Raw genomic sequence first — 21,208 nt, 5'->3', positions numbered from 1 at the left:
CAACATTGGATATATCGGAGTTCGGGAGGCGTCAATAGCGCCCTTGAAAATATTTTGGGCAGCGTAGTGGTATGTTACACTATCGGCATTCTGCGGCATTCCCGGGTTGACAAGGTGGTATAAATTTCTTATAGTGAAAGAAATGATAAGCACCCAAAAGAGGTCACTTTTGAGGAAAGTCTTGGTTTTGTATGTTAAGGTTTCAATTTTCACTTTCTCTACTGTTTAACGAGTCCGGTACTGGTAATGACACACGATTCCTGGTAGGTGTCGTAATCAGAATTGATTCCTCCTAAGTCGTGACCGGCATTGTGCATGATATTTTCTGCGGCCATAATCCCCATTAGTATGCTGTGGTCTTGGTTGTTATATTTAAAAGAACCGTTCCGACCTATTACGTGTAAGCCATCTATGGAAGAAGTGTATTTTTCTATGGGATCAAGCGCATCCTTATAGCCCCGATTGTAAACAGGATAGGATTTTGGTAGGCGGAAAACATGGCCTGCTTCGATATCACCGGGTGCTACCAGAGTGGTAGCCACAATCTCTTTCTTTGCCAGACTAATCAGGCGATCATCATCGTAACCCCAGAGTGGTTCATCATCATTGCTCCAGTATTCCAGAGCGAGGATTGATTTTTGTTCATGGCCATATAGTCCCGGCACCCAATTGCGAAAATTGGTTACCCTGCCCATGTGCATATCAGGGGCGTGGATGTAGAGCCAGTTATCGGGAAAAAGTTCGGTTTTGTTAACCAGTAGATATACAAGAATGGTATTGCGGTATTTCAATTGGGCAGCTAAAGCCTTTAATTCTTGTGGAGCCTCCGGTAATCGTTCAATCATCATGGTAAAAGGCATGGTGGATACCACATGGTCGTATTCCTTAACTGTGCCATCCATTAATTCTATGCCTGCTGCCTTATGGTTTTGCGTGAGGACGCGGTACACTGGTGTTTTAAGATACACATTGTTTCCATTCTCTTTAACTCTGTCGGCCATTTCTTCATAAACCGATCCTGAACCGCCTGTTGGGTAGGCAAATTGGTCCACCAAAGTGCGGTGTTTGTTGGATTTGCTTTCTAAAAACGCATTTTTCACGGCTTCAAAGAGGGAAAGTTTTTTGATTCGCTGGGCTGCGAAGTCAGAATCCAGTTCCTTGCACGAGATGCCCCAAAGCTTTTCAGTGTATGTTTTAAAGAATATCTCGTAAAGCCGCCGCCCAAACCTGTTTTGTACCCACGATTCAAAGGAGCCGTCCCTGTTTTCGGGTGTTGCTTTCTGGTAAAAGTAGCTTAACATGCATAATGAAGCCTCAACAATACCTAAGTTTTGAAGAGCATTGAAAGGTTTGAGCGGATAGTTGTAAAACTTGCCTTTGTAATAGATTCGCGTAAGCCGATCAACCATTTCATAATTGTCTTTTACAATTTCCAGCCAAAGCTTGTTTACCCTGGCGTCGCTACTGAAAAAGCGGTGAGGCCCCAAGTCCACTTTTTGCCCCCATAAAGGGATGGTACAGGCCAACCCGCCAATTTGCGGACTGGCTTCATATACATCAACGTGGTGATTGTTTTTCGAAAGAAGATAGGCGGCTGTCATCCCGGCTGGACCGGCACCGATTATGGCAATTTTCATGGGTGAGTAGGAGTTTTACAATTAAGGTCTATTATTTCAAAAATAAATCAAGCAATAACATCAATGAAATAACACTTTATGGACCTAGTAGGAGCATATATGGCGTAATTTCAAGAGACGACCCCAGCAGAAAGAAATGAGGTGATTAAAGACAAGGAATTGGAACTTGTTTATCTGTGAAGATCCCTCTTTTAGTATCAAATTTACTAAAAATGGGATGCCAAGAATTTTGTGTGGAGCGGTGAAAAAAATCGTAGGTTGTTAGCATGGGATAGATATTAAGGTTAAAATAACTAATTTTTTATTGACACAAATTTGCTTAAAAAATCTTTGTAAATCCAAATCTTAAGGATGGAATTTGGCGATAAGTCGATTTTGTGATATCTTTTTTAAAAAAAGTCACAATACTGTATAAGAGTTGTAGTGTTGAAAATCAGGTTCGGCCAGCCTTCAAAAAGCTGCCAGAAACAAGGAATGGATCGTTATCACCGGCTGGAAACCTCACTACAAGTGGGTCAATTACGACATCAAACATCTGGAAGATCCCCAAGGCATCTTCCCAAAAGATGTTTGTGGCATCGTTTCCCGCAAAGGTTTTGAAGAGGATAAGCCCAAAGCGGCAAAATTCTTCAAAAACTTCAACCTGACCGAAAGCCAATTGTATGCGTTGCTTGCAACCATTGACAACAATGGGGAAAAGACCGGTTCCATGTAATTTTGGTAGGATTTGAGATAATAAGCTTAAATTTGTCGCCAAAGCAAGTTTTTGCTGGCGTCATTCAAATAATATATGCTACGCACATTCCTATGATATTTACGTTGCTGTAATTAAACCATTTTAATCTTGAGTTGTCTTTATACCTATCAACCTAATAACCCAATGACCTATCGACCTAACAACCTAACGACCTAATGACCTAACGACCTATTTTAAAAATATAACATCATTTGATCAATGAAACGAAAACTTTGGATTGCCCTCGCGGCTTTTGGCCTTCTTCTGACAGGAATTCTGGTAATGTTCCTGCTTTTTTCTTTGAAAGAAGAGCCACAAAAAACATCAAAACCACAACATGATATATTTGTAGAGGCAGAAACGGTAAGCTATGGCGATATGCAAGCCGTGGTCACCTCGTCGGGTCGTCTGCATACCTACAATGAATTGGTGGTCAGTTCCGAAGTGTCGGGTCGCTTAAGCGAAGGCGATGTGGCTTTCAGACCGGGCCAGACCTTTCGCAAAGGTCAGGTGATTGCCAAAGTGCTCAATCCTGAGTTTCCGCTCAGCGTAAAGGCGCGCAAAAGTCGGTTTCTGCAAACACTCGCTTCTGTTTTACCCGATCTGCGACTCGATTATTCCGATTCGTACGATCAATGGTATCGGTTTTTTGAACAAATAGACATCGAAAAACCCCTGCCTGAATTGCCCGAATCGCTTTCCTCCCAGGAACGAATTTTTCTGGCTTCCCGCAATATAATCAGCGATTATTACACCATTTTGGGAGATGAAGCGCGTTTGCAAAAACACAACATCACAGCCCCCTTTGCCGGCGCCTTTAATGAAGTGGTTCAGGACCCGGGAGTGGTTGTTAATCCGGGCACGCAGCTGGCCACCATTGTCCGCACCGACCTTTACGAACTGGAAGTGCCGGTCACCATGGAAGAGGTCAAACTATTGTCGGTAGGTGATTCCGTAAAAGTCTCTACGGACAACGACCTGCAGGAGTGGTTGGGTAAAATCAATCGCATAGGTGCGGTGGTGAACCCCTCCTCACAGGCCGTAAGCGTTTTCGTTGTTGTTAACGGGGATGAAGGCATGTATGACGGCATGTACCTCACCGCTCGTTTATATGGAAGTATGCTCAATGATGTCATGGAAATGCCGCGAAATGCCATCTTCCAAAAGAACAAGGTCTACGTTTTGGAAGACAAAACACTGGTTCAAAAACCCGTCACTATTGTGAAACGCAACCCACAGACGGTTTATTTCAGAGGGCTTGACGAGGGTGATGAGCTGATTGTAGAACCACTTCTGAATGTGACAGGAAATCCCAATTACCAAATTCTCCGATAAAAAGTTATGCGCAAACTAATAGAAACCTTTGTCCGGTATCCCTTTTATGCCAACCTCTTTATCGTGGTCATTGTCATCTCGGGCGTATACGGATTTCTGGAACTTAAAAAATCGTTTTTTCCTCAAAGGGAATCCCGCAATATTTATGTAACGGTGAGCTACCCCGGTGCCAGTCCCAAAGAAATGGAAGAGGGCATCACGGTGAGAATTGAACAAGCCATCCGGGGACTGGTGGGCATTAAGGAAATCAACTCCAACTCGCGCGAAAATTTTGCCCGGGTCAGCATTGAAACCACCGGCGAATATGACATTGACGAAGTCTTGCAGGAGGTCAAAAATGCCGTTGACGGCATTTCAAGTATGCCGGTAGATGCCGAGCGCCCCATCGTTTACAAACAACGATCGACCACGCCGGCCATCCGGCTGGGTCTTTATGGCAGCGCCGATCTGATGCGACTGAAGACGCTGGCCCAGCGGATTGAAGATGATTTTTTGCAAAGCGGACTGATGAGTCAAATCAGCATCGGCGGTTTTCCCGCCCTCGAAATTGCTGTAGAAATTGAGGAAGAAGTACTCCTGCGTCATGGTCTGACCCATACCGATATAAGCAATGCCATATCGCGCAATAACCGGGATGTATCGGGCGGAGAATTGCGCAGTGATGAACAATATTTAATAATTCGCTATCGGTCGCGGACGGTCCATCCCGACGAAATAGCCAACTATGTGGTCATGGCCGACCCCAATGGGAAAACCATTCGCATCAGTGATCTGGGAAAAGTGTTTTTACAGTTTTCTGAAACACCGAGCGGCGCCTGGCTGAATGGTGAACGGGCGCTTTATCTGTCAGTCAACAAACTGATTACTGAAGACCTTGAGGCCATCTCCAATTATGTCAACCAATATGCCGATGAATTTAATGAGAAACACGCCGATGCGGAACTCATTGTCACCTTTGATTTTCTGGATTTGCTCAATTCCAGGTTGCATCTGCTGTATAGGAACGGGGGAATGGGCTTACTTCTGGTTGTCATTATTTTGGCGTTTTTCCTGAGTTTCCGACTTTCCTTATGGGTGGCATGGGGCATTCCCTCTTCCTTTCTGGGTATGTTTGTGCTGGCCAGCATGTATGGCGTTACCATTAACATGATATCCCTCTTCGGAATGATTCTGGTCATTGGTATTTTGGTGGACGACGGAATTGTGGTGGCCGAAAATATCTTTTCACATTTTGAAAAGGGAAAATCACCCCGGCGGGCGGCCGTTGACGGTACTTTGGAAGTACTGCCCGCGGTAATCACCTCTGTTACCACCACCATTATTGCTTTTGTCCCCCTTATGCTGATCCAAGGAAATATGGAAATGATGGGTGAGATGGCTTTTGTCGTGGTATTCTCTCTGGCCTTTTCATTGATTGAGGCCTCGCTGGTATTACCCGCACACATCGGTTCCCCTCATATTTTGCAGCGCCGCAATGATGCCGTCAACTTTGGAAATCGCTTCCGGAATCGACTTGAGCGTTATATATTCTGGATGCGCGACCGTTTTTACGGGCGCATTCTGGCCTTCATTCTTCGTCATCGGCACATTGCCCTGGTGGTACCGCTTGTCCTTATACTGATTACGGCCGGACTCTTTGGGGGTGGTTTCATATCCTCCACTTTTTTCCCGAACATTCCACCCGACAGTTTTAATGTCAATGTGGCTTTTACACCCGGTGAAGGCGAAAAGCAAACCCATGATTATCTTAGCCGTTTTGAAAAGACCGTATGGGAGGTCAATGAGCAACTAATGGAAGAACACAAGGATACGGCCAATTTTGTGGATTATACCTATCTGGTGATGGGCAGTTCGTTTGACGGACTGGAGAATGGCACCCATGCCGGGCACATATCTGTGAGCTTACGCAACCTGGAGGGAAGCGACATTTCTGCATTTGATATTGCCACCAGAGTGCGTGAAGCCATTGGGCGAGTACCTGCTGCCGATAAATTTTCAGTGGCCGGACGCAACAGGTGGGGAAAACCGATTTCCATCAGTTTGATGGGCGAAAATCTGGAAGAACTGGATCAGGCCCGTGATTTCCTGCTCAGTGCGCTTGAAGACATACCTGAACTAACGGACATCGTTGACAATGAAGCACCCGGGGCTCAGGAAGTTCGTCTTGAATTAAAGCCCAAAGCGCATTACCTCGGACTGGATATGTACGTTATCATGAACCAGGTACGAAATGCCTTTTTTGGCGCTCAATCGCAGCGACTACAGCAAGGAAAAGACGAAATACGCGTGTGGGTTCGCTATCCACCCGATGACCGGGAGCATATCGGACAACTTGAAACCATGAAAATCAAAACCCCTCAAGGTGAATTTCCTCTGAGCGAACTGGTGACTTATACCCTGGAACGTGGTCCGGTAGCCATTGCCCGCTTTAACGGCAAAAGAGAAATGCGGATTGATGCCGACCTGGTAGATCCATACGAACCTGTTCCTGACATCTTGGAAGAAGTGAGCAACACCATCATGCCCCAACTCCAGGCACAGTATCCGGGCGTGACCTATCTTTATCAGGGTCAGCAAAAATCAGCTGCCGAGTCGCAAAATGAAATAGCCAAATATTTCATTCCTGCTTTCGGCCTCATCATGATCATCATCATGTTCCATTTCCGGTCATTCGGTCAGGGAGCCATTGTCCTGATGATGGTCCCACTCGGATGGATTGGTGCTGTTTGGGGCCATGGATTGCATGGCATTCCGCTTTCGATGCTGAGTGTTTGGGGAATGGTAGCTGTTTCTGGCGTCATTGTTAACGATGCGGTGGTCTTTCTTCAGAAATACAATCAGTTTCTTGAGGAAAGCTATTCCGTTGCAGATGCTGCCTTTAAGGCAGGTCTGGCCAGATTCCGCCCCATTGTGCTCACCACACTGACCACCACACTGGGCTTGTATCCCATTATTCTGGAAACAAGCCGACAGGCGCAATTTCTCATCCCCATGGCCATGGCTCTGGCCTATGGTATCCTGTTCGGAACCGGATTTATTCTACTGTTCTTTCCTGTTGTTATAATGGCCTTGAATGATGTCAGGCTATTATTAAAATGGTTGGTAAAGGGGAAGCGTCCGTCACGTGAAGAAGTGGAGACCGTAAACGTTTTCAAAAACAGGACCATCGATTAATCGCCATTTTGACAGTTTAAACATCAACAATGAAGCACATAATCAGACATAAAGTAAAAGAGTCATTGGCTATTCTGCTCATCTCTTTTTTAAGTTTTTCCGGTTTAACCGCGCAGGAAACAAAGGCCGGCTACACGCTGGATCAATTGATAAGCGAGGCACTGAAAAACAATTATGACATAAGGGTAAGCCACACCGATTTAGACATTTCAGAACTGCGCAATACCATTGGTAATGCCGGGATGTTGCCTTCTCTGACATGGGAAAGCAGCTTCAATAACAGCTTGAACACCCGCTATGACAATGAGGACCCAACCGGCCTTCTTCAAAACGGCGTTCGGCTCAATTGGGTGCTGTTCCATGGCTTTTCTGCACATGTAAGAAAGGATCGGCTCGAAACCCTTGAAGCACTTTCGGGAGGCAACTTGGCGCTGGTGGTCGAAAACACCATACAAGCAGTTGTTCTGGCCTATTACCGTGCCCTGTTTGAAGAAGAGCAACGGTCTTTATTGCGCGAAGTCATGCAGCTTTCAGAAGACCGGCTTCAGTATGTGGAAGACGGCGTTTCGCTGGGGACCACAAGCAGTTATGATGCTCTGCAGGCACGCTCTGCCTGGTTGACCGACAAAGCGGCCTTGCTTGAGCAGGAAGTGGCCGTTCTTACATCTGTGAGGGAACTCAAATACCTCACCGGCATGCAGGAAAATACAGATTTAAGCATTAGCGGCGATCTGTCCTTCCAGGCTTCCCAATTTTCCCTGGATCAACTGCTGGGTCTCATCGAAACCAACAACCAAAACATCAGGAATCAATATCTCAACCTTTCATTACTGGAGAAACAACGCGTTCTTGAGCAGCGATCACGTTATCCCCGCCTGAGCACCAATGCCGGCGCCACGCAAAACAACCACCCCGATGCCTTCAATCCCGGAAATGATCTTCCCGGCGCAACAGACGGATACCTTTCGTACTACGCCAACTTTTCGCTGAGTTTCACCTTATTCGATGGCGATCGTGTCAACCGGAATATCCAGATTGCCCGCATGGAAGAGGCCATTGGCCAAACCAACCTTGAGGAGATGAAACATCGGCTCCAAAACCGGCTCTTAAATTTGTACGATACCTATCAGGTAAACCGCGAACTGGTGGAAGTAGGAAAAGAAAATATGGAAACCAACCGGGTAAATATGCAACTGTCGGAAGAAAGATTTAAAGCCGGTGCCATTAATTCCTTCAACTTTCGGGATGTTCAGCTGAGCTACCTCCAAACCTCCCTGAATTATTACCGCTCCATTATAAACCTAGTGTCCACACACACCGATCTGGTACGTATTACAGGAGGCATTATTGAAGAATATGAATAAACAAAAAACTCACTTCAACCGCTTAACCCCCCAATGTTTTATACATGATATTGCCTGCTGGCAATGATTCATTTCTTTAGTTCATAATTTGTACTTCGACCTCCTGCTGCTTCTTTTTGCAGGATGTTTTTGTCAATCAAATCATTAATATCTCTTATCGCAGAATCTTTTGAGCATTTAGCAATCTTTGCCCATTTAGACGATGTCAATTTCCCCTCAAATCCATCCAATAGTTTATTCAAGAGCTTCTTCTGTCTTTCATTTATGATAGTATTTGAGTGTTTAGACCAAAAAGCTGCTTTAAATAAAACTCTGTTTAATGTAGCATCCGTCGATTTTAAAGCATTTATCAGACAGCATAAAAACCATTCAATCCATGGGGTAATATCTAGATTTCCTTTTTGTGTCTTTTCAAGTATTTCATAGTAACCCTTTCTTTCTATTCGTATTTGTGCTGACATACTATAAAAACGTTGATTACTTTTATCAGATTGAGCCAATAACATATCTGTCAAAGCTCTGGCTATCCTCCCATTTCCATCGTCAAATGGATGAATGGTCACAAACCATAAATGTGCTATGGCAGCTTTTATAACTAAATCAATTTTGGAATTATTTTTAAACCAATCCAAAAACAGATTCATTTCATTCTCAACGATTGAAGAGTCAGGTGCTTGAAAATGCACTTTTTCCTTCCCCATAGGACCTGAAACCACCTGCATTGGACCAGTTGTATCCTTTCGCCAATCAGCTACTGTTATTTTGTACATTCCACTTCGTCCAGTTGGGAATAATGCCGCATGCCAATCAAAAAGTCTTTCGGCTGTCAATGAATTAAAACAGTTTTGTGTGGCATCCAACATCATTTCAACAATACCGTCAATATTTCTATCCGACTCAACTGAACCTGCGATGTCCATTCCCAATCTGCGGGCGATTGATGAACGAACCTGGTCAGGATTTAAATATTCTCCTTCTATCTCTGACGATTTTAATACATCAAGCGTTAAAGTATCAAGTAGAGCTTCGTTTCTCAGGTCGAATCCTATTGATTCCATCTTTCCAATAAGTCTTCCCTGTAGATTTCTGGCCTCGCTTAATAAGTTAACTATTTCATCACTTCTCCATGTAAAATTAGGCCAGTTGTCATGTTGGTGAATAAATGCTTTCATTCGTTGCGATATTTGCATCAAATATACCTATTATTCGTCGCATTAAATAACAATCAATGCCATTTGTGCAATGTTTAGATGGGCTATTCGTTGCACGGTCATTTTTTTGATGTGCCCCCTTTTATGGTATCGTTACAAAGAGCATTGTGCACGCTACCCCTAAAAAAACCTCCTAAGATTAAAAATCTTAGGAGGTCTATTGTGTGCCCAGAGCGGGACTCGAACCCGCACGCCCTTAAGAGCACCAGCCCCTCAAGCTGGCTTGTCTACCAATTTCAACATCTGGGCAATAATTTCCAAAGAAATGCGGTGGAACTTTATCCCCGGCTTTCTTAAGCGTGGCAAAGGTATAAAAATTTGATTATCCCGAAAACACAATGAATTAAAAAAAGCGACGGAAACAATCTTTTTTTCATCAATCCGGTAACACATTTAAAATAAGCCACCCCAATGTTGCGTTATTGCTTTATAAAGATTGATTTTGGTTTTTCCCGTGGTTTTTTTTGCTATTTTTCCACTTTAATTAAAACCTGAAACAAAAAATTGCGTAATCAAACCCTACAAGCGCTCTAAACTAAATGAACATGGCCAGTATATTCGGAATTCATTTCGGAAGCAGATTTGTTTCCACCAAAAAATTTGAAGCATCGCTCATCAATGAGCGCAACGATTTTGAACGATTCAACAGTTTTGAAAACTCAGAACTGCTGAAACGCTACCAGGAACTGGATGCCCTTGTCCACTCCGGCGAATTTGAAAAAAAAGTACGTGAATTAAAAACGGCCCGTTATAAGGACACCGAGCAATGGCGGCAACTCGACCAGTACAATGCCATGAAGTCCTCATCAGATATTAAAACCTATCTGAAATTTACCAAAGCCGGTCTTCATGAACGTATGAAGCAGATTGCGGAGTCTGACTCCTATCAGTCCTATCTGGCCATGAAAGCCTTTGTCAACTCCGGAGAATTTCACTCAGCCAAGGTCAAAAAGGACTTCAAGCAGACCGAAGCCTATACCAAACTCAAGACCTATGAGCAATTGAGTAAGGACCCCAACATTAAGTTTTATCTCAAAACAGAAAAAAAGACCAATTACAAGACCTTCACCAACCTGGAGAACAGTGAGCGGCTCAAGACCTTCTTTAAACTGGAAGCCATTGTACAATCCAAAGAATTTCAGGAACACAAGGCTTTTATGGAGGACAAAAAGCGCTTTAAGAAGTCGGAAGAGTACAGTCTTTTAGAAGAATACGAACGCCTCAAAAAAAATGAGGAAATTAAGTGGTACCTCGACATCAAAAAGAAAAACCCCTTCAAAGAATTTCGGCAGTGGGACCTGACTTTCGAGGATGATTTTGATGCCATGCATCTGGATACTTCCAAGTGGATGACCGGCTATTATTGGGGCAAAGCGCTGATGAATGACGCCTATGCGCTGGCAGGCGAAAAACAGTTTTTCAAGGATGACAATGTGGAACTGCGCGACAGTGTTGCCAGAATTGTGACACGCCGGGATGGTGCCAGGGGAAAAGTCTGGGATCCGGCCCATGGTTTTACCACCCAACACTTTGAGTATACGTCGGGACTCATTTCTACGGGACAAAGTTTTCGTCAGAAATACGGCAAGTTTGAAGCGAAAATTCGCTTCAATCACAGCTATCCAATGCTGAATGCCTTCTGGATGGTGGGCGAAAAAATCACCCCTCAAATAGATGTGATCAAATCGGCCTTCAAAAACGGCAAGAGCATAGAATGTGGTGTACATGTGATGGACAAAAACCAGGCGGTGCATCAAATGCGCAAAGCTCCGGCACTAAATTCAACAACAACTTCTACATCTACACCCTTGAGTGGTCACCGGAAGCCATCGTTTGGAAAATCAACGGACAAGAAGTGCACCGGGAGATCAAGCATATTCCGGACGAGGCCATGTACCTGGCATTTTGTACCATACTACCGGAAAACCCGGCTGATAACAGTCTTCCGGGATTAATGGAGATTGACTGGATCAGATGTTATCAGAAGAAGAAGGACTAACCCATCTGGAACTTCTGGCCCCGGCCAAAGATGCCGATACCGGAATAGCCGCCATTGAGCATGGCGCAGATGCAGTTTACATAGGAGCTTCCAAATTCGGAGCCCGTCGGCAGGCGGGCAATTCGCTGACGGACATTGACCGACTGATTCAGTTTGCCCGACCATTTCATGCACGGGTTTATGTAACGCTCAACACTTTACTGTACAACCATGAACTAAAGGAAGCGGAAGCGCTGATCCGGGATTTATACCGGATAGGTGCCGATGCCCTCATTGTTCAGGACATGGGCATTTTGCAGATGGACCTGCCGCCCATTCCCTTGCATGCCAGCACGCAGACCGATAACCGAACACCGGAAAAAGTGCGCTTCCTGGAGCAGGCCGGCTTTCAGCAGGTGGTATTGGCCCGTGAGCTGTCCCTGAAGCAAATCCGCCAAATAAAAGCCGGCACCACCGTCCCCCTGGAGTATTTTGTCCATGGCGCCCTGTGCGTCTCCTACAGCGGTCAATGCTACATGAGTCAAGCCCTCAACGGCCGAAGCGCCAACCGCGGCGAATGCAGTCAGCCCTGCCGCTTGCCCTATGATTTGCTGACGGCGGACGGAAAAACCATGGCGAAGAACCAGCACCTGCTTTCACTAAAAGATTTAAGTCTGGCGCACCGACTTCAGGATCTGATCGATGCCGGTATTACGAGTTTCAAAATTGAGGGACGACTCAAGGATGTGGCTACGTTAAAAACGTCACTGCCCATTACCGCCAGCAGCTGGATGCCCTGATCGATCAAAACCCCGCCTACCGGCGCAGTTCATCAGGCCGGGTGGCCCCGACCTTTTCACCGTCACCCGAAAAATCTTTTTCGAGGGGATTCTCCTCCTATTTTCTGGACGGTCGCCACAAAGGCATCTGGTCACTGCACACCCCAAAATCGATGGGCGAAAAAATCGGCAAAGTCATCCAGGTCAACAAGGACCACTTCCTGGTTGAAAATGGGGATTTATTGAACAATGGTGACGGACTCTGCTTTCTTAACCGACAAAAAATATTGACGGGACTCAGAGCCAATGTGGTCAAAAACCAAAAAGTATACGTGGATGTGGTAAACGGACTTTACGCCGGGGCCACCCTTTTCAGAAACCAGAACCACAACTTCGACAAAGCCCTCAGCAACAGTCATAATGTCCGGAAAATAGCCATCGAGCTCCTGCTTTCAGAAACCCCCGAGGGCTTGCGACTAAATCTGCGCGATGAAGATGGACTGTCCACCACCCTAAACACCACCATCGAAAAACAACCGGCCAACAAGCCCGAAAGGGCGCTGGAACAAATTCATCAGCAACTTTCCAAATGGGGCACCTCTCTATTCAGGGTAGAAACCATCAAAATCGATCTGGAAAAGCCTTTGTTTGTCTCCGTTTCCGTCCTCAATCAAATGCGACGTGAGCTCGCCGAAAAGCACATACAATATCGCAGAGAGCAATATCCACGTGCAACCGCTGCCATTGTCCCCACCACCCATGCCTATCCAACAACAACGCATGACTATACCTCCAACGTCACCAATCACCTGGCCAGAGCCTTCTATGAGCAGCATGGTTGCCAGGATGTCGCCGATGGCTTTGAAATAAAGCAACCGGCCGGCCCCAAGCAGGTCATGACCACCAAGCACTGCATCCGCTATGCCACAGAGCAATGCCCCAAAATTAATCCCGGAGCCTCAGGCGAAAAACTCATCCTGAAGTCCGGGAAAAACCAATACCAATTAATCTTCGACTGCAAAACCTGTGAAATGCAAGTTTTTACTTTGCATTAGTAGTTGAAAGTATAACTGAACCCGACTTTGATCCAGCGCCCGGGCTGCGTCAACTCCCCCATATCCGCATATTTTGTATCCAACAGATTGGTAGCCTCGGCATACATCCTGAATTGCGGCGTCTGCTGCCACATCACCCGCACATCCGTCAGCCAAAAAGGTTCATAATCCACCCGGGTATCGGTGGCCGATAGCTTATAATAACCGGCCCGGTCGCGGTACAGCATATTCCATTGAGCAGAGAGACGCTCCAGTCCCAGTCCGTGAGACACCCCAATGTTCAGCTTTTGTCGCAGATGGTCCAGCACATAATACGACTCATAGCCCTCATCCGAACTAAGATCCTGCCAGGTATAGCTGTAATTCACCGCCAGGGTCTGCAAGACATTCTGCCCCGGCAGAAATGCCTGAAAATCCATCTGCCACGAAAATTCCAATCCCAAAGCCTCCACCTCATTGATGTTGGAAGTGGTATATTTTTCTTCACCGGGACGCCTGCCCCAGTCGATCAGATTTTCACCCTTTCGGTAAAATCCACCCAACTGGGTATCGTGCCAAAATGACCGCCAGCGAAAGGCACTTTCAATGGTTTGCGCCTCCTCCGGTTTCAATTGCGCATTGCCCTCATTGGTCGGGCCCGAATAAAACAAATCCGTAAAAGTGGGCATGCGCAAGGATTTATTATAGGCCGCCATCCATTTGAAGCCGGGTAAAATCCAGTAGCTCACATCAAGTCCCGGGTACCAGTCCACTCCATATCCCGTTTGTGAATGGCGGTTCATCAACAAACCACCCGACACATTCAAGCGCCCCACCCTGAAATTGTGCTCGCCAAACAAAGAAATATTGCCCCGATGAAAATACCGCGTAAACTGTCCCTCCGGCTCGCCCGGCACATCCATGGGTTCATCTAGCGGCAGTCCCAGCACGTTGCTCCAGACGGCCTCGCCCCTCACCTCTCCGCCCACTGAAGTCGTACCCAGCGCCCAGTCGGTAGAAGCATTCACATTGGCACCCGCCACATCCGTCAAGTGATAATTATGTCCGGCATACCAGCCGGCCGCATTCTTGTTTCCTCGAAAAAGTTCAAAACGGTCGTGGTGCCGACGCCAATAAACATTGGGTCTGATTCTGATGCGTTCCCCTGTCTCCATCGATAGTGAACCAAATAGGGTACGCGTGGCTTCAAATTGATTGGGATAAGTGGCCGAATAGAAGGAGTTGGCGCCAAAAGCCTTTTCGTTGTAGCCCAGCTGAAAGGAGAGCTTTTCTTCGCCCAGGCTCAGACGTCCGTTGTAAAATAAATTGAGTAATTCAAAGTCGGTGTTATCTCTGTAGCCATCACTATTTCCCTTTTGTGCCGAAAAATAGTGCTTCCAACTTCCGGTGCGATGCCGAAGACCAATTTGTCCGTTAAACAAGTTGTGACTGCCCTTAAGGCCCGAAACGGAAAGCCCGTTCTGATCGCTGGTCGTCGTAATAAAATTGATGGCGCCATTAAAGGCATTGGGACCATAAACCCGGGCGGCCGGTCCCTGAAGTATTTCCACCCGTTCGATGCTTTCGAGGCTGACGGGCAGGTTGAGGGCATGATGCCCCGTCTGTGGATCCGTCACATTGACCCCGTTCAATAAAATCATAACCTGGTCGAAAGACCCGCCCCGCATGCTGATGTCGGCCTGCATGCCTAAAGGACCGCGTTCCCTTATGTCCACACTCAAAGCCATGCGCAACAATTCCGGAACGCTTTGAACCGGCAGCTTTTCGATCTGGGCCCTCGAGAGCACCGTCACTATGCGCCCCGCTTCAGAGTAGAGCGTGGGACCGCGTCGGGCGGACACCTCGACCTCCTCCAGATTAATTTTGGTATTGATCGAGTCGGTTTCCGTTTTAGCGAAGGTGGACTGATACCCCAAACAGGTAAAATAAGCCGTGAGCAAAAATCCGATGCGGATTTCGCGGTTTAAAGTGTTGAATACCGCATAACGTGTATGCATCCATTGTTTAAAATGCACCATTCTTTGTTGGTGCCAGAAATTGGTTAAATTCATGATATAAAAACAATTAAATGAATAAAAAGCCCGGGAGCCCAAGCTCCCGGGCACTGGTAATTGGTACAAATATAAACATAAAGGTCAGGAAACATCCCCCAAAATCCTTACTTTTGAGATTCAATAATGGCATAACAATTGTCTGTGGCAACATTAAATCGAATCCTGAATGGTACGAAAGCAACTTTTTCGTATATTCATCTATTTAGTGCCTGCCTGAAGACATTTGGTCTTTGTGCATAAACAACTAAAATCAATTGAATGAACAGAATTTTCAACATCGGTTTACTGTTGCTGTTTCTGGTGCAGGTGGGCGTTTCGGCACAAAGAGATTTGAGCAGACATCACCAGACGAAGTTTGATGAGTACCTTGCCTCCTCCATTGAAAAGCTTAGCATTAGCAATCGACACGGGATGATTCATTACACCGGATGGGACAAAGACACGCTGGCCATCCGCGTCAGCATCTGGGTGGAAGCCCCTAATTCAGAGATGGCGACGGAAGTGCATGAGCAGATTAATATTTCACAGCAACCCGTGGGAGATTCGCTGGATTATCGTACCAGTTTTGAGGAGAACTTTTTTTCCAATTTTGCTTTTGGCATCGATTATCACATTTTTGGCCCGCGCCATCTGGCCCTGGAACTCCGCAACCTTTTAGGGGATATCACCCTTGAAGAATATAACGGAAGTGCCTCCCTTACTGCCGAATATGGCAACCTGACAATAACCAAAAATGCCGTAGCCATGCCCAAAGCCATCATCCAAGTCACCAATGGTGATTTAACAATTGGCGATCTGCAAAAGGCAGAAATCACGCATAAAAACGGACAGTTACAAATTAAACATGTCGGGGAATTATCGCTTATCTCAGATTTTTCAACGGCGACCATTAACCGGGTCGAAAAAATGAACCTCCGGGCTACCACCGGAAAAATGAACATTGGACAAGCGGGGTCTGTTAACCTGACAACCAAACGGACGGATATTGTCATCTCTGAACTTCGGCAACACGGTTTTATTGAAAGCCAGCGGGGAAGGATCCAAATTCAATCCGTCCATCGCTCACTTCAGGAGCTCACCCTGGCAGGAGACCTTACCCCTATTGAGTTACAACTGGCAGATGATTTGCCTTTTAACCTGCACGGACAGGTCACTAACGGCCAATTTATCTACCCGGAAAAGAAAAAAATCAGAACGCTGAAAGAAAACAACACGCTTTCTTTTTCGGGCGCCTACAACTCAAAAAACAAAACAGTACCCAACTTTATCATCTTTAATAAAAACAGTGATATACAATTAATTACAAAATAATATTAAAAACATATAGCCATGCAGATCTCGGACAAACTACTACTTCTTCGAAACAAAATGGGCGCTTTAGGAATGGATGCCTGCATTATACCATCGGGCGATCCCCATTTGAGTGAATACCCCGCTGAACATTGGAAAATCCGTGAATGGCTGAGCCATTTCACGGGATCGGCAGGAACCCTGGTAGTAACCGCAGAGGAGGCAGGCTTATGGACAGATTCGCGCTATTTTTTGCAAGCCGAAGAACAGCTGGATGCCAGTAACATTCAACTCTTTAAAGAAGGAGAAAAGGACGTTCCGGATTATACCACCTGGCTGAACGACGTGTTGATGCCCGGAGAAAAAGTGGCCGTTAATGGCGCCACCGTTTCGGTGAGTCAACTGCGCCGAATTACCCGCGAATTGCGCAACGCCCGTGTTCAGGTCGACTCCACCCATTCAGTGGCCGAAGATGTTTGGGAAGCGCGCATTCCCATTCCGGAAAACACGGTCTTCATGCACGAGGACAAATGGTGTGGCTTTACAAGGGCCCAGAAACTGGAACAAGTCCGCAGCCACATGAAAAAAGAAGGCCTCTCCTACTACATCACGGCCACCCTGGACGAAATTGCCTGGGTGCTGAACCTGAGAGGCAATGACGTCCCCTTTAATCCGGTGTTTCATGCCTTCATGATCATCGAATTTGACAAAGTCACCCTGTTCATCAACCCCCACAAACTAACGGCCCAGATTGCCCGCAAACTGGAGGCCGACAACATCAAAATTTCCCTTTACGAAGAAGTCTATAAACACCTGCAGCACATACCGGAGGATGCCGTGGTTTTGCTGGACCCTGACAGAACCAACTCTGCCCTCTACGCCGCCCTGTCGCCCAAAGTGACCAAAAAAGAAATGGTCAGTTTCATTACACGGCTCAAAGCGCAAAAGAACGATACCGAAGTCAAAAACCTGAAGCAGACACTCATCAATGATGGCGTGGCCATGGTTCATTTTCTGAAATGGCTGGAAGACCATATCGGCCAGGAAACCATCACCGAAGTTTCTGCCGCCAAAAAGCTTAAATCCTTTCGTGCCCAGCAGCCCGGATTTGTAGGCGAATCCTTCGGCACCATTTCCGGCTACGCCGGTCATGGCGCCATTGTGCATTACAACGCCAATGAGGCATCCGACATCGAATTGAAGCCAGAGGGGATATATTTGATCGACTCCGGGGGCCAATTCCATGGCGGAACAACCGACATCACCCGCACGGTGCCCCTGGGCGCTATTCCAGACCAGGCCAAAACCGATTACACCTTGGTTTTAAAAGGACACATTGCGCTGGCCTGCGCCATTTTTCCACAAGGAACCCGTGGTGTTCATCTCGACATTCTGGCCCGCAAAGCCCTATGGCAGCACGGCCTCAATTACGGACACGGAACAGGCCACGGTATCGGCTACTTCCTGAATGTGCATGAAGGTCCGCAAAGCATCCGTCCGCAGGACAATGGTTTCGAAATAGAACCGGGCATGGTTTCCTCCAACGAACCGGGTGTCTATCGCCGAAACCAATACGGTATACGCATCGAAAACCTGATCATCTCCAAAGTCAAAGAAGAAACGGACTTCGGAACCTTCATGGAATTTGAGACCCTCACCCTTTGTCCCATCGACAAAACCATGATTGACAAAAACCTGCTGACACCCGATGAAATCACCTGGTTCAACAACTACCATCAGGAGGTATATGAAAAAATAGCGCCCCTATTGGACGACGAACACAAAACATGGCTGCAGAAAAAAACCGCCGCTTTGTAATAACAAACCACAGGCAGGTGTAACGACAAAACATCTGAAATTGAACCCTTTTCAATGGCCGTTTAAATCAATTCCCCGTTAAGTGGTAATTATTTGTAGGCAACTAAATTCTTTAGTTTGAGGAGGGGGAGCCCGTCAGATGGGCGGGCCGGCGGTGGTGAGACGAAGTTGCCGTGGGCATTTATGGGGTTGGTGCGGTTGGCAGGAGGCAACAAGGATGCGGCTGGCAGCATCCATCTGACTAGAATTTTTTGTTACCTTTTTGGAGCAATGCCAAAAAGTAAAAAAGAGCCTTTGTGGCTCAAAAACAAATTATAAACATTAAACAATGAAACCATCACTATTCCTGATCCTTGTCATTCATCTTTTAGCGGCATTTTCCCTACAAGCCGCCCCGGCTGAACCGGATGGCTACAACATCCGGGTGAAGTTGAGTGAGCTCAATAATCAAGACCTCATTCTTGGGTATTACTACAATAAGAAGATGTATGTAACGGATACCAGCCGCATTGAAAACGGCACCGCCGTTTTCAAAGGAGAAGAACCCCTGACAGGGGGGCTGTATCTGTTTTATCTGCCCGACGGCAAATACTTTGATGTATTGATCAATGATGAACAGCATTTCACCATAGAGACCGATACGGCCAACCTGATTGGCGAAATGGAAATAACCGGAAGCAAAGAGTCCCGCCTGTTTTTGCAATACCAGCGTTTCATTGAGCAACAGCAAAAAAAGGTCAATGAAATCCGGGCAGCCATCAAAGCCAATGAAAGCGATCAGGCCAAAGTAGAGGAACTGAGCCAGCAGTTGGAAGCGACCAATAAAAGTGTGGCCGACTATTGGGACAAAGCCATGGAACAAAACCCGGGCACCTTTTATGCGCAATTTATTAAGGGCATGAAGGATCCGGTGATGCCGCCTCTGGATATTCCGGAGCAGGTGCAAAACGTGGATTCATTCAGACAGGTAAAGCGCTACGAATTTTACCGCGATCACTATTTGGAAAACATCGACTTTGAAGATGAGCGCCTTTTGAGAACACCCTTTTTTGTGCAAAAACTGGATACCTATTTCGACCGACTGTTGATTCAAATACCGGATACCATGACCAAAGCCGCCATTGATATCATTGAGAAAAGTCGCGGAACCGAGGAAATGTTCCGTTTTCTGGTACAGTACACCTTCAACAAAGCCAACGAAAGCAAAATCATGGGCATGGATGCCGCCATGGTGGCCCTGGCCGAAAAATATTACCTGTCGGGTCAGGCCGACTGGGCTTCTGAAGAGTTTTTGGAAAATCTGCGTACGCGTGTGCGCGATATTAAGCCCACCCTGATCGGGAAAAAGGCCCACGACATGCAAATGGAAAGCAATACCGGAGAAATTTTCCGGCTCCACGAAATTTCAGCTCCGGTAACCATTCTGGTGTTTTATGAGCCCTCCTGCGGCCATTGCAAAACCGCCATTCCCAAATTGTACCAAGAAGTATTTGAACCCTACAGAAACAAAGGCGTACAGGTCTTCGCCGTCTATAGCATGGCCGATCCGGAGGAATGGCAGACCTTTATCGATGCCCATGAACTTTATGGCTGGATCAATGTCTATGACCCCTACCACCAAACCCGTTTCAGAAACCATTACGACATCCGGTCAACGCCCATGATTTATGTGCTCGACAAGGATAAAAAAATTGCCGCCAAGCGTTTGGATGTCGAACAACTGCCCGGCTTTATCGACCACCTGCTCAAACAACAATAAAAATTTATGAAGCATACAAGTGCCCCCGTACGAACATTGTCAAAGCTGCTCTTCATTGTCGGCATCAGCGGCCTTATAGCCGCTTGTAACGAAAACAATGAAGAAATACCGGCACCGGGTGCTATATCAGCATGCCCGATGAAGGCTTTGAACTGGAAGTAAATGACAGTCTGCTTTTATCGCCCAAAATCACTTATGAGGTGAATGCCTCCTACACCTGGCTACTCAATGATCAGGAAATTTCGACAGAAAAGGAACTCCTGCATATTTCCAAAGAACTGGGAAAGACCAACTATCAATTTGTGGTCCGGACCGATTATGGCTCAGACACCCTCAGCATTCTGATATCTACCATCCAACTGATTGATTTCAATGATTTGATACTGGCAGAAAACACCTACCAACTGGCCACGCCTGATGAAAATGGCGCCCTTGTTTCTGAAGGTGCGGTTTTTCCCGGATATGGCTCTACGGAACAAACATGGACCGGGTTTGCCTTGAGTAATTTATACAGTCAATCCATCACAGAAGAACCAAGCCCCTTTAGTGCGTTTGCACCTGCAGCCGCTAAAAACAACTTCCTGATATACCTGCAACCCATGGCGGACCAAAACGCCGGTTTTGCTTTTGAAAATGGGGCCATGCATCAATTGAGCAGCTTGTCGGTTACCAACAGCACGCTGACCTACCTGTTAATGCTTTATGGCACAGATGACATTCCGCGCTTTGGCGATACCACGGACGGCAGAGATCCGCTTGATTGGTTTTTGCTCAGCATTGAGGGCTATGATGCAGACGGAAATAAGACGGGCGAAGTAGAATTTTATCTGGCCGACTATCGCTTTGAGAACAAGAAACGCAACTACCTGATCAAAGAATGGTCGGCCGTTGATTTAAATCCTTTGGGAAGGGTGAATGAAGTCAGGTTGATACTTTCTTCCTCTCAAAACACCGAAAGCGGTGAAATACAAACGCTTCCTTTGATCGCCATCGATAACATCAAGATTATTGAGTAAAA

The 21,208-nt window shown here is 46.4% G+C and carries 15 protein-coding genes and 1 tRNA gene; 12 read left to right on the top strand and 4 right to left on the bottom strand.

All coding sequences use genetic code 11. From position 1 onward, the window contains the following. Positions 1–218: 218 nt before the first annotated feature. A complete protein-coding gene (locus tag JCM15548_RS11735) occupies positions 219–1,637 on the bottom strand; it encodes an FAD-dependent oxidoreductase (protein WP_062125545.1) in 1,419 nt (472 codons plus the stop codon). 478 nt (positions 1,638–2,115) lie between these two features. On the opposite strand from JCM15548_RS11735, the gene JCM15548_RS21155 reads away from it, so the two are divergent. The 4 genes from JCM15548_RS21155 to JCM15548_RS11715 all read left to right on the top strand — a co-directional run bounded on the left by JCM15548_RS21155 (position 2,116) and on the right by JCM15548_RS11715 (position 8,246). Next, positions 2,116–2,352, top strand: a complete 237-nt coding sequence (locus JCM15548_RS21155; protein ID WP_083985108.1) for a glycine betaine ABC transporter substrate-binding protein — start codon at positions 2,116–2,118, stop codon at positions 2,350–2,352. Between the two features lie 240 nt (positions 2,353–2,592). Continuing rightward, on the top strand, positions 2,593–3,708 hold the full coding sequence (locus tag JCM15548_RS11725; protein ID WP_062125543.1) for an efflux RND transporter periplasmic adaptor subunit: 1,116 nt from the start codon (positions 2,593–2,595) through the stop codon (positions 3,706–3,708). Positions 3,709–3,714: 6 nt separating this feature from the next. Further along, positions 3,715–6,882 (top strand): efflux RND transporter permease subunit, encoded by a 3,168-nt coding sequence (locus JCM15548_RS11720; RefSeq protein ID WP_062125542.1) that lies wholly within the window; start codon positions 3,715–3,717, stop codon positions 6,880–6,882. A gap of 29 nt (positions 6,883–6,911) precedes the next feature. Then, positions 6,912–8,246, top strand: a complete 1,335-nt coding sequence (locus tag JCM15548_RS11715; RefSeq protein WP_083985106.1) for a TolC family protein — start codon at positions 6,912–6,914, stop codon at positions 8,244–8,246. Between the two features lie 68 nt (positions 8,247–8,314). Here JCM15548_RS11715 and JCM15548_RS11710 read toward each other — a convergent pair whose 3' ends face one another. Together JCM15548_RS11710 and JCM15548_RS11705 are read right to left on the bottom strand one after the other, a co-directional pair. Beyond that, positions 8,315–9,418: a Fic family protein gene (locus tag JCM15548_RS11710; RefSeq protein WP_062125541.1), complete on the bottom strand. Its 1,104-nt coding sequence runs from the start codon at positions 9,416–9,418 to the stop codon at positions 8,315–8,317. A 204-nt stretch (positions 9,419–9,622) separates the two neighbouring features. Further along, a tRNA-Leu gene (locus JCM15548_RS11705) sits at positions 9,623–9,706 on the bottom strand. A 1,465-nt stretch (positions 9,707–11,171) separates the two neighbouring features. On the opposite strand from JCM15548_RS11705, the gene JCM15548_RS25490 reads away from it, so the two are divergent. The 3 genes from JCM15548_RS25490 to JCM15548_RS23925 are packed head-to-tail and all read left to right on the top strand — an operon-like array spanning position 11,172 to position 13,269. Next, positions 11,172–11,456 carry a family 16 glycosylhydrolase gene (locus JCM15548_RS25490; protein ID WP_262487013.1) on the top strand — a complete coding sequence of 95 codons (285 nt, stop codon included), beginning with the start codon at positions 11,172–11,174 and terminating at the stop codon, positions 11,454–11,456. Then, positions 11,432–12,235, top strand: a complete 804-nt coding sequence (locus tag JCM15548_RS23930) for a peptidase U32 family protein (RefSeq protein ID WP_227625737.1) — start codon at positions 11,432–11,434, stop codon at positions 12,233–12,235. Before JCM15548_RS25490 ends, JCM15548_RS23930 begins: the two co-directional genes overlap by 25 nt. Before the next feature lie 41 nt (positions 12,236–12,276). Beyond that, the gene (locus tag JCM15548_RS23925; RefSeq protein ID WP_227625736.1) at positions 12,277–13,269 is read left to right on the top strand and encodes a DUF3656 domain-containing protein; all 993 of its coding nucleotides are present in this window, start codon (positions 12,277–12,279) and stop codon (positions 13,267–13,269) included. On the opposite strand, the gene JCM15548_RS11690 is transcribed toward JCM15548_RS23925, so the two are convergent. Beyond that, the gene (locus JCM15548_RS11690) at positions 13,266–15,320 is read right to left on the bottom strand and encodes a TonB-dependent receptor (protein WP_062125581.1); all 2,055 of its coding nucleotides are present in this window, start codon (positions 15,318–15,320) and stop codon (positions 13,266–13,268) included. The genes JCM15548_RS23925 and JCM15548_RS11690 overlap by 4 nt on opposite strands. A 261-nt stretch (positions 15,321–15,581) precedes the next feature. Between JCM15548_RS11690 and JCM15548_RS11685 the strand changes: the two genes are divergently transcribed. The 5 genes from JCM15548_RS11685 (at position 15,582) to JCM15548_RS11665 (ending at position 21,206) form a co-directional block, all read left to right on the top strand. Beyond that, positions 15,582–16,634, top strand: a complete 1,053-nt coding sequence (locus tag JCM15548_RS11685) for a DUF4097 family beta strand repeat-containing protein (protein ID WP_062125538.1) — start codon at positions 15,582–15,584, stop codon at positions 16,632–16,634. An 18-nt stretch (positions 16,635–16,652) separates the two neighbouring features. Next, a complete protein-coding gene (locus tag JCM15548_RS11680) occupies positions 16,653–18,431 on the top strand; it encodes an aminopeptidase P family protein (RefSeq protein WP_062125537.1) in 1,779 nt (592 codons plus the stop codon). A gap of 328 nt (positions 18,432–18,759) precedes the next feature. Further along, on the top strand, positions 18,760–20,190 hold the full coding sequence (locus JCM15548_RS11670) for a TlpA family protein disulfide reductase (protein WP_062125532.1): 1,431 nt from the start codon (positions 18,760–18,762) through the stop codon (positions 20,188–20,190). Positions 20,191–20,196: 6 nt separating this feature from the next. Further along, positions 20,197–20,352, top strand: coding sequence for a hypothetical protein (locus JCM15548_RS21685; protein WP_157482698.1), 156 nt, complete (start codon positions 20,197–20,199; stop codon positions 20,350–20,352). Continuing rightward, a complete protein-coding gene (locus JCM15548_RS11665) occupies positions 20,322–21,206 on the top strand; it encodes a DUF4465 domain-containing protein (RefSeq protein WP_062125530.1) in 885 nt (294 codons plus the stop codon). The genes JCM15548_RS21685 and JCM15548_RS11665 overlap by 31 nt, the downstream gene beginning before the upstream one ends. Positions 21,207–21,208: the final 2 nt, after the last annotated feature.

The sequence above is a fragment of the Geofilum rubicundum JCM 15548 genome, assembly GCF_000974365.1.
Taxonomy (GTDB): Bacteria; Bacteroidota; Bacteroidia; order Bacteroidales; family Marinilabiliaceae; genus Geofilum; species Geofilum rubicundum.
The sequence above is the reverse complement of the archived record's forward strand: the minus strand, read 5'-3'. Positions and strand labels throughout refer to the sequence as shown.

Coding starts and splice junctions, on each gene's coding strand:
- JCM15548_RS11680 (WP_062125537.1), top strand. CDS start 16,653: ATGCAGATCTCGGACAAACTACTACTTCTTCGAAACAAAATGGGCGCT.
- JCM15548_RS11685 (WP_062125538.1), top strand. CDS start 15,582: ATGAACAGAATTTTCAACATCGGTTTACTGTTGCTGTTTCTGGTGCAG.
- JCM15548_RS23930 (WP_227625737.1), top strand. CDS start 11,432: ATGTTATCAGAAGAAGAAGGACTAACCCATCTGGAACTTCTGGCCCCG.
- JCM15548_RS11720 (WP_062125542.1), top strand. CDS start 3,715: ATGCGCAAACTAATAGAAACCTTTGTCCGGTATCCCTTTTATGCCAAC.
- JCM15548_RS11690 (WP_062125581.1), bottom strand. CDS start 15,320: ATGAATTTAACCAATTTCTGGCACCAACAAAGAATGGTGCATTTTAAA.
- JCM15548_RS11665 (WP_062125530.1), top strand. CDS start 20,322: ATGCCCGATGAAGGCTTTGAACTGGAAGTAAATGACAGTCTGCTTTTA.
- JCM15548_RS21685 (WP_157482698.1), top strand. CDS start 20,197: ATGAAGCATACAAGTGCCCCCGTACGAACATTGTCAAAGCTGCTCTTC.
- JCM15548_RS11670 (WP_062125532.1), top strand. CDS start 18,760: ATGAAACCATCACTATTCCTGATCCTTGTCATTCATCTTTTAGCGGCA.
- JCM15548_RS11725 (WP_062125543.1), top strand. CDS start 2,593: ATGAAACGAAAACTTTGGATTGCCCTCGCGGCTTTTGGCCTTCTTCTG.
- JCM15548_RS11710 (WP_062125541.1), bottom strand. CDS start 9,418: ATGAAAGCATTTATTCACCAACATGACAACTGGCCTAATTTTACATGG.
- JCM15548_RS11715 (WP_083985106.1), top strand. CDS start 6,912: ATGAAGCACATAATCAGACATAAAGTAAAAGAGTCATTGGCTATTCTG.
- JCM15548_RS25490 (WP_262487013.1), top strand. CDS start 11,172: ATGTGGTGTACATGTGATGGACAAAAACCAGGCGGTGCATCAAATGCG.
- JCM15548_RS11735 (WP_062125545.1), bottom strand. CDS start 1,637: ATGAAAATTGCCATAATCGGTGCCGGTCCAGCCGGGATGACAGCCGCC.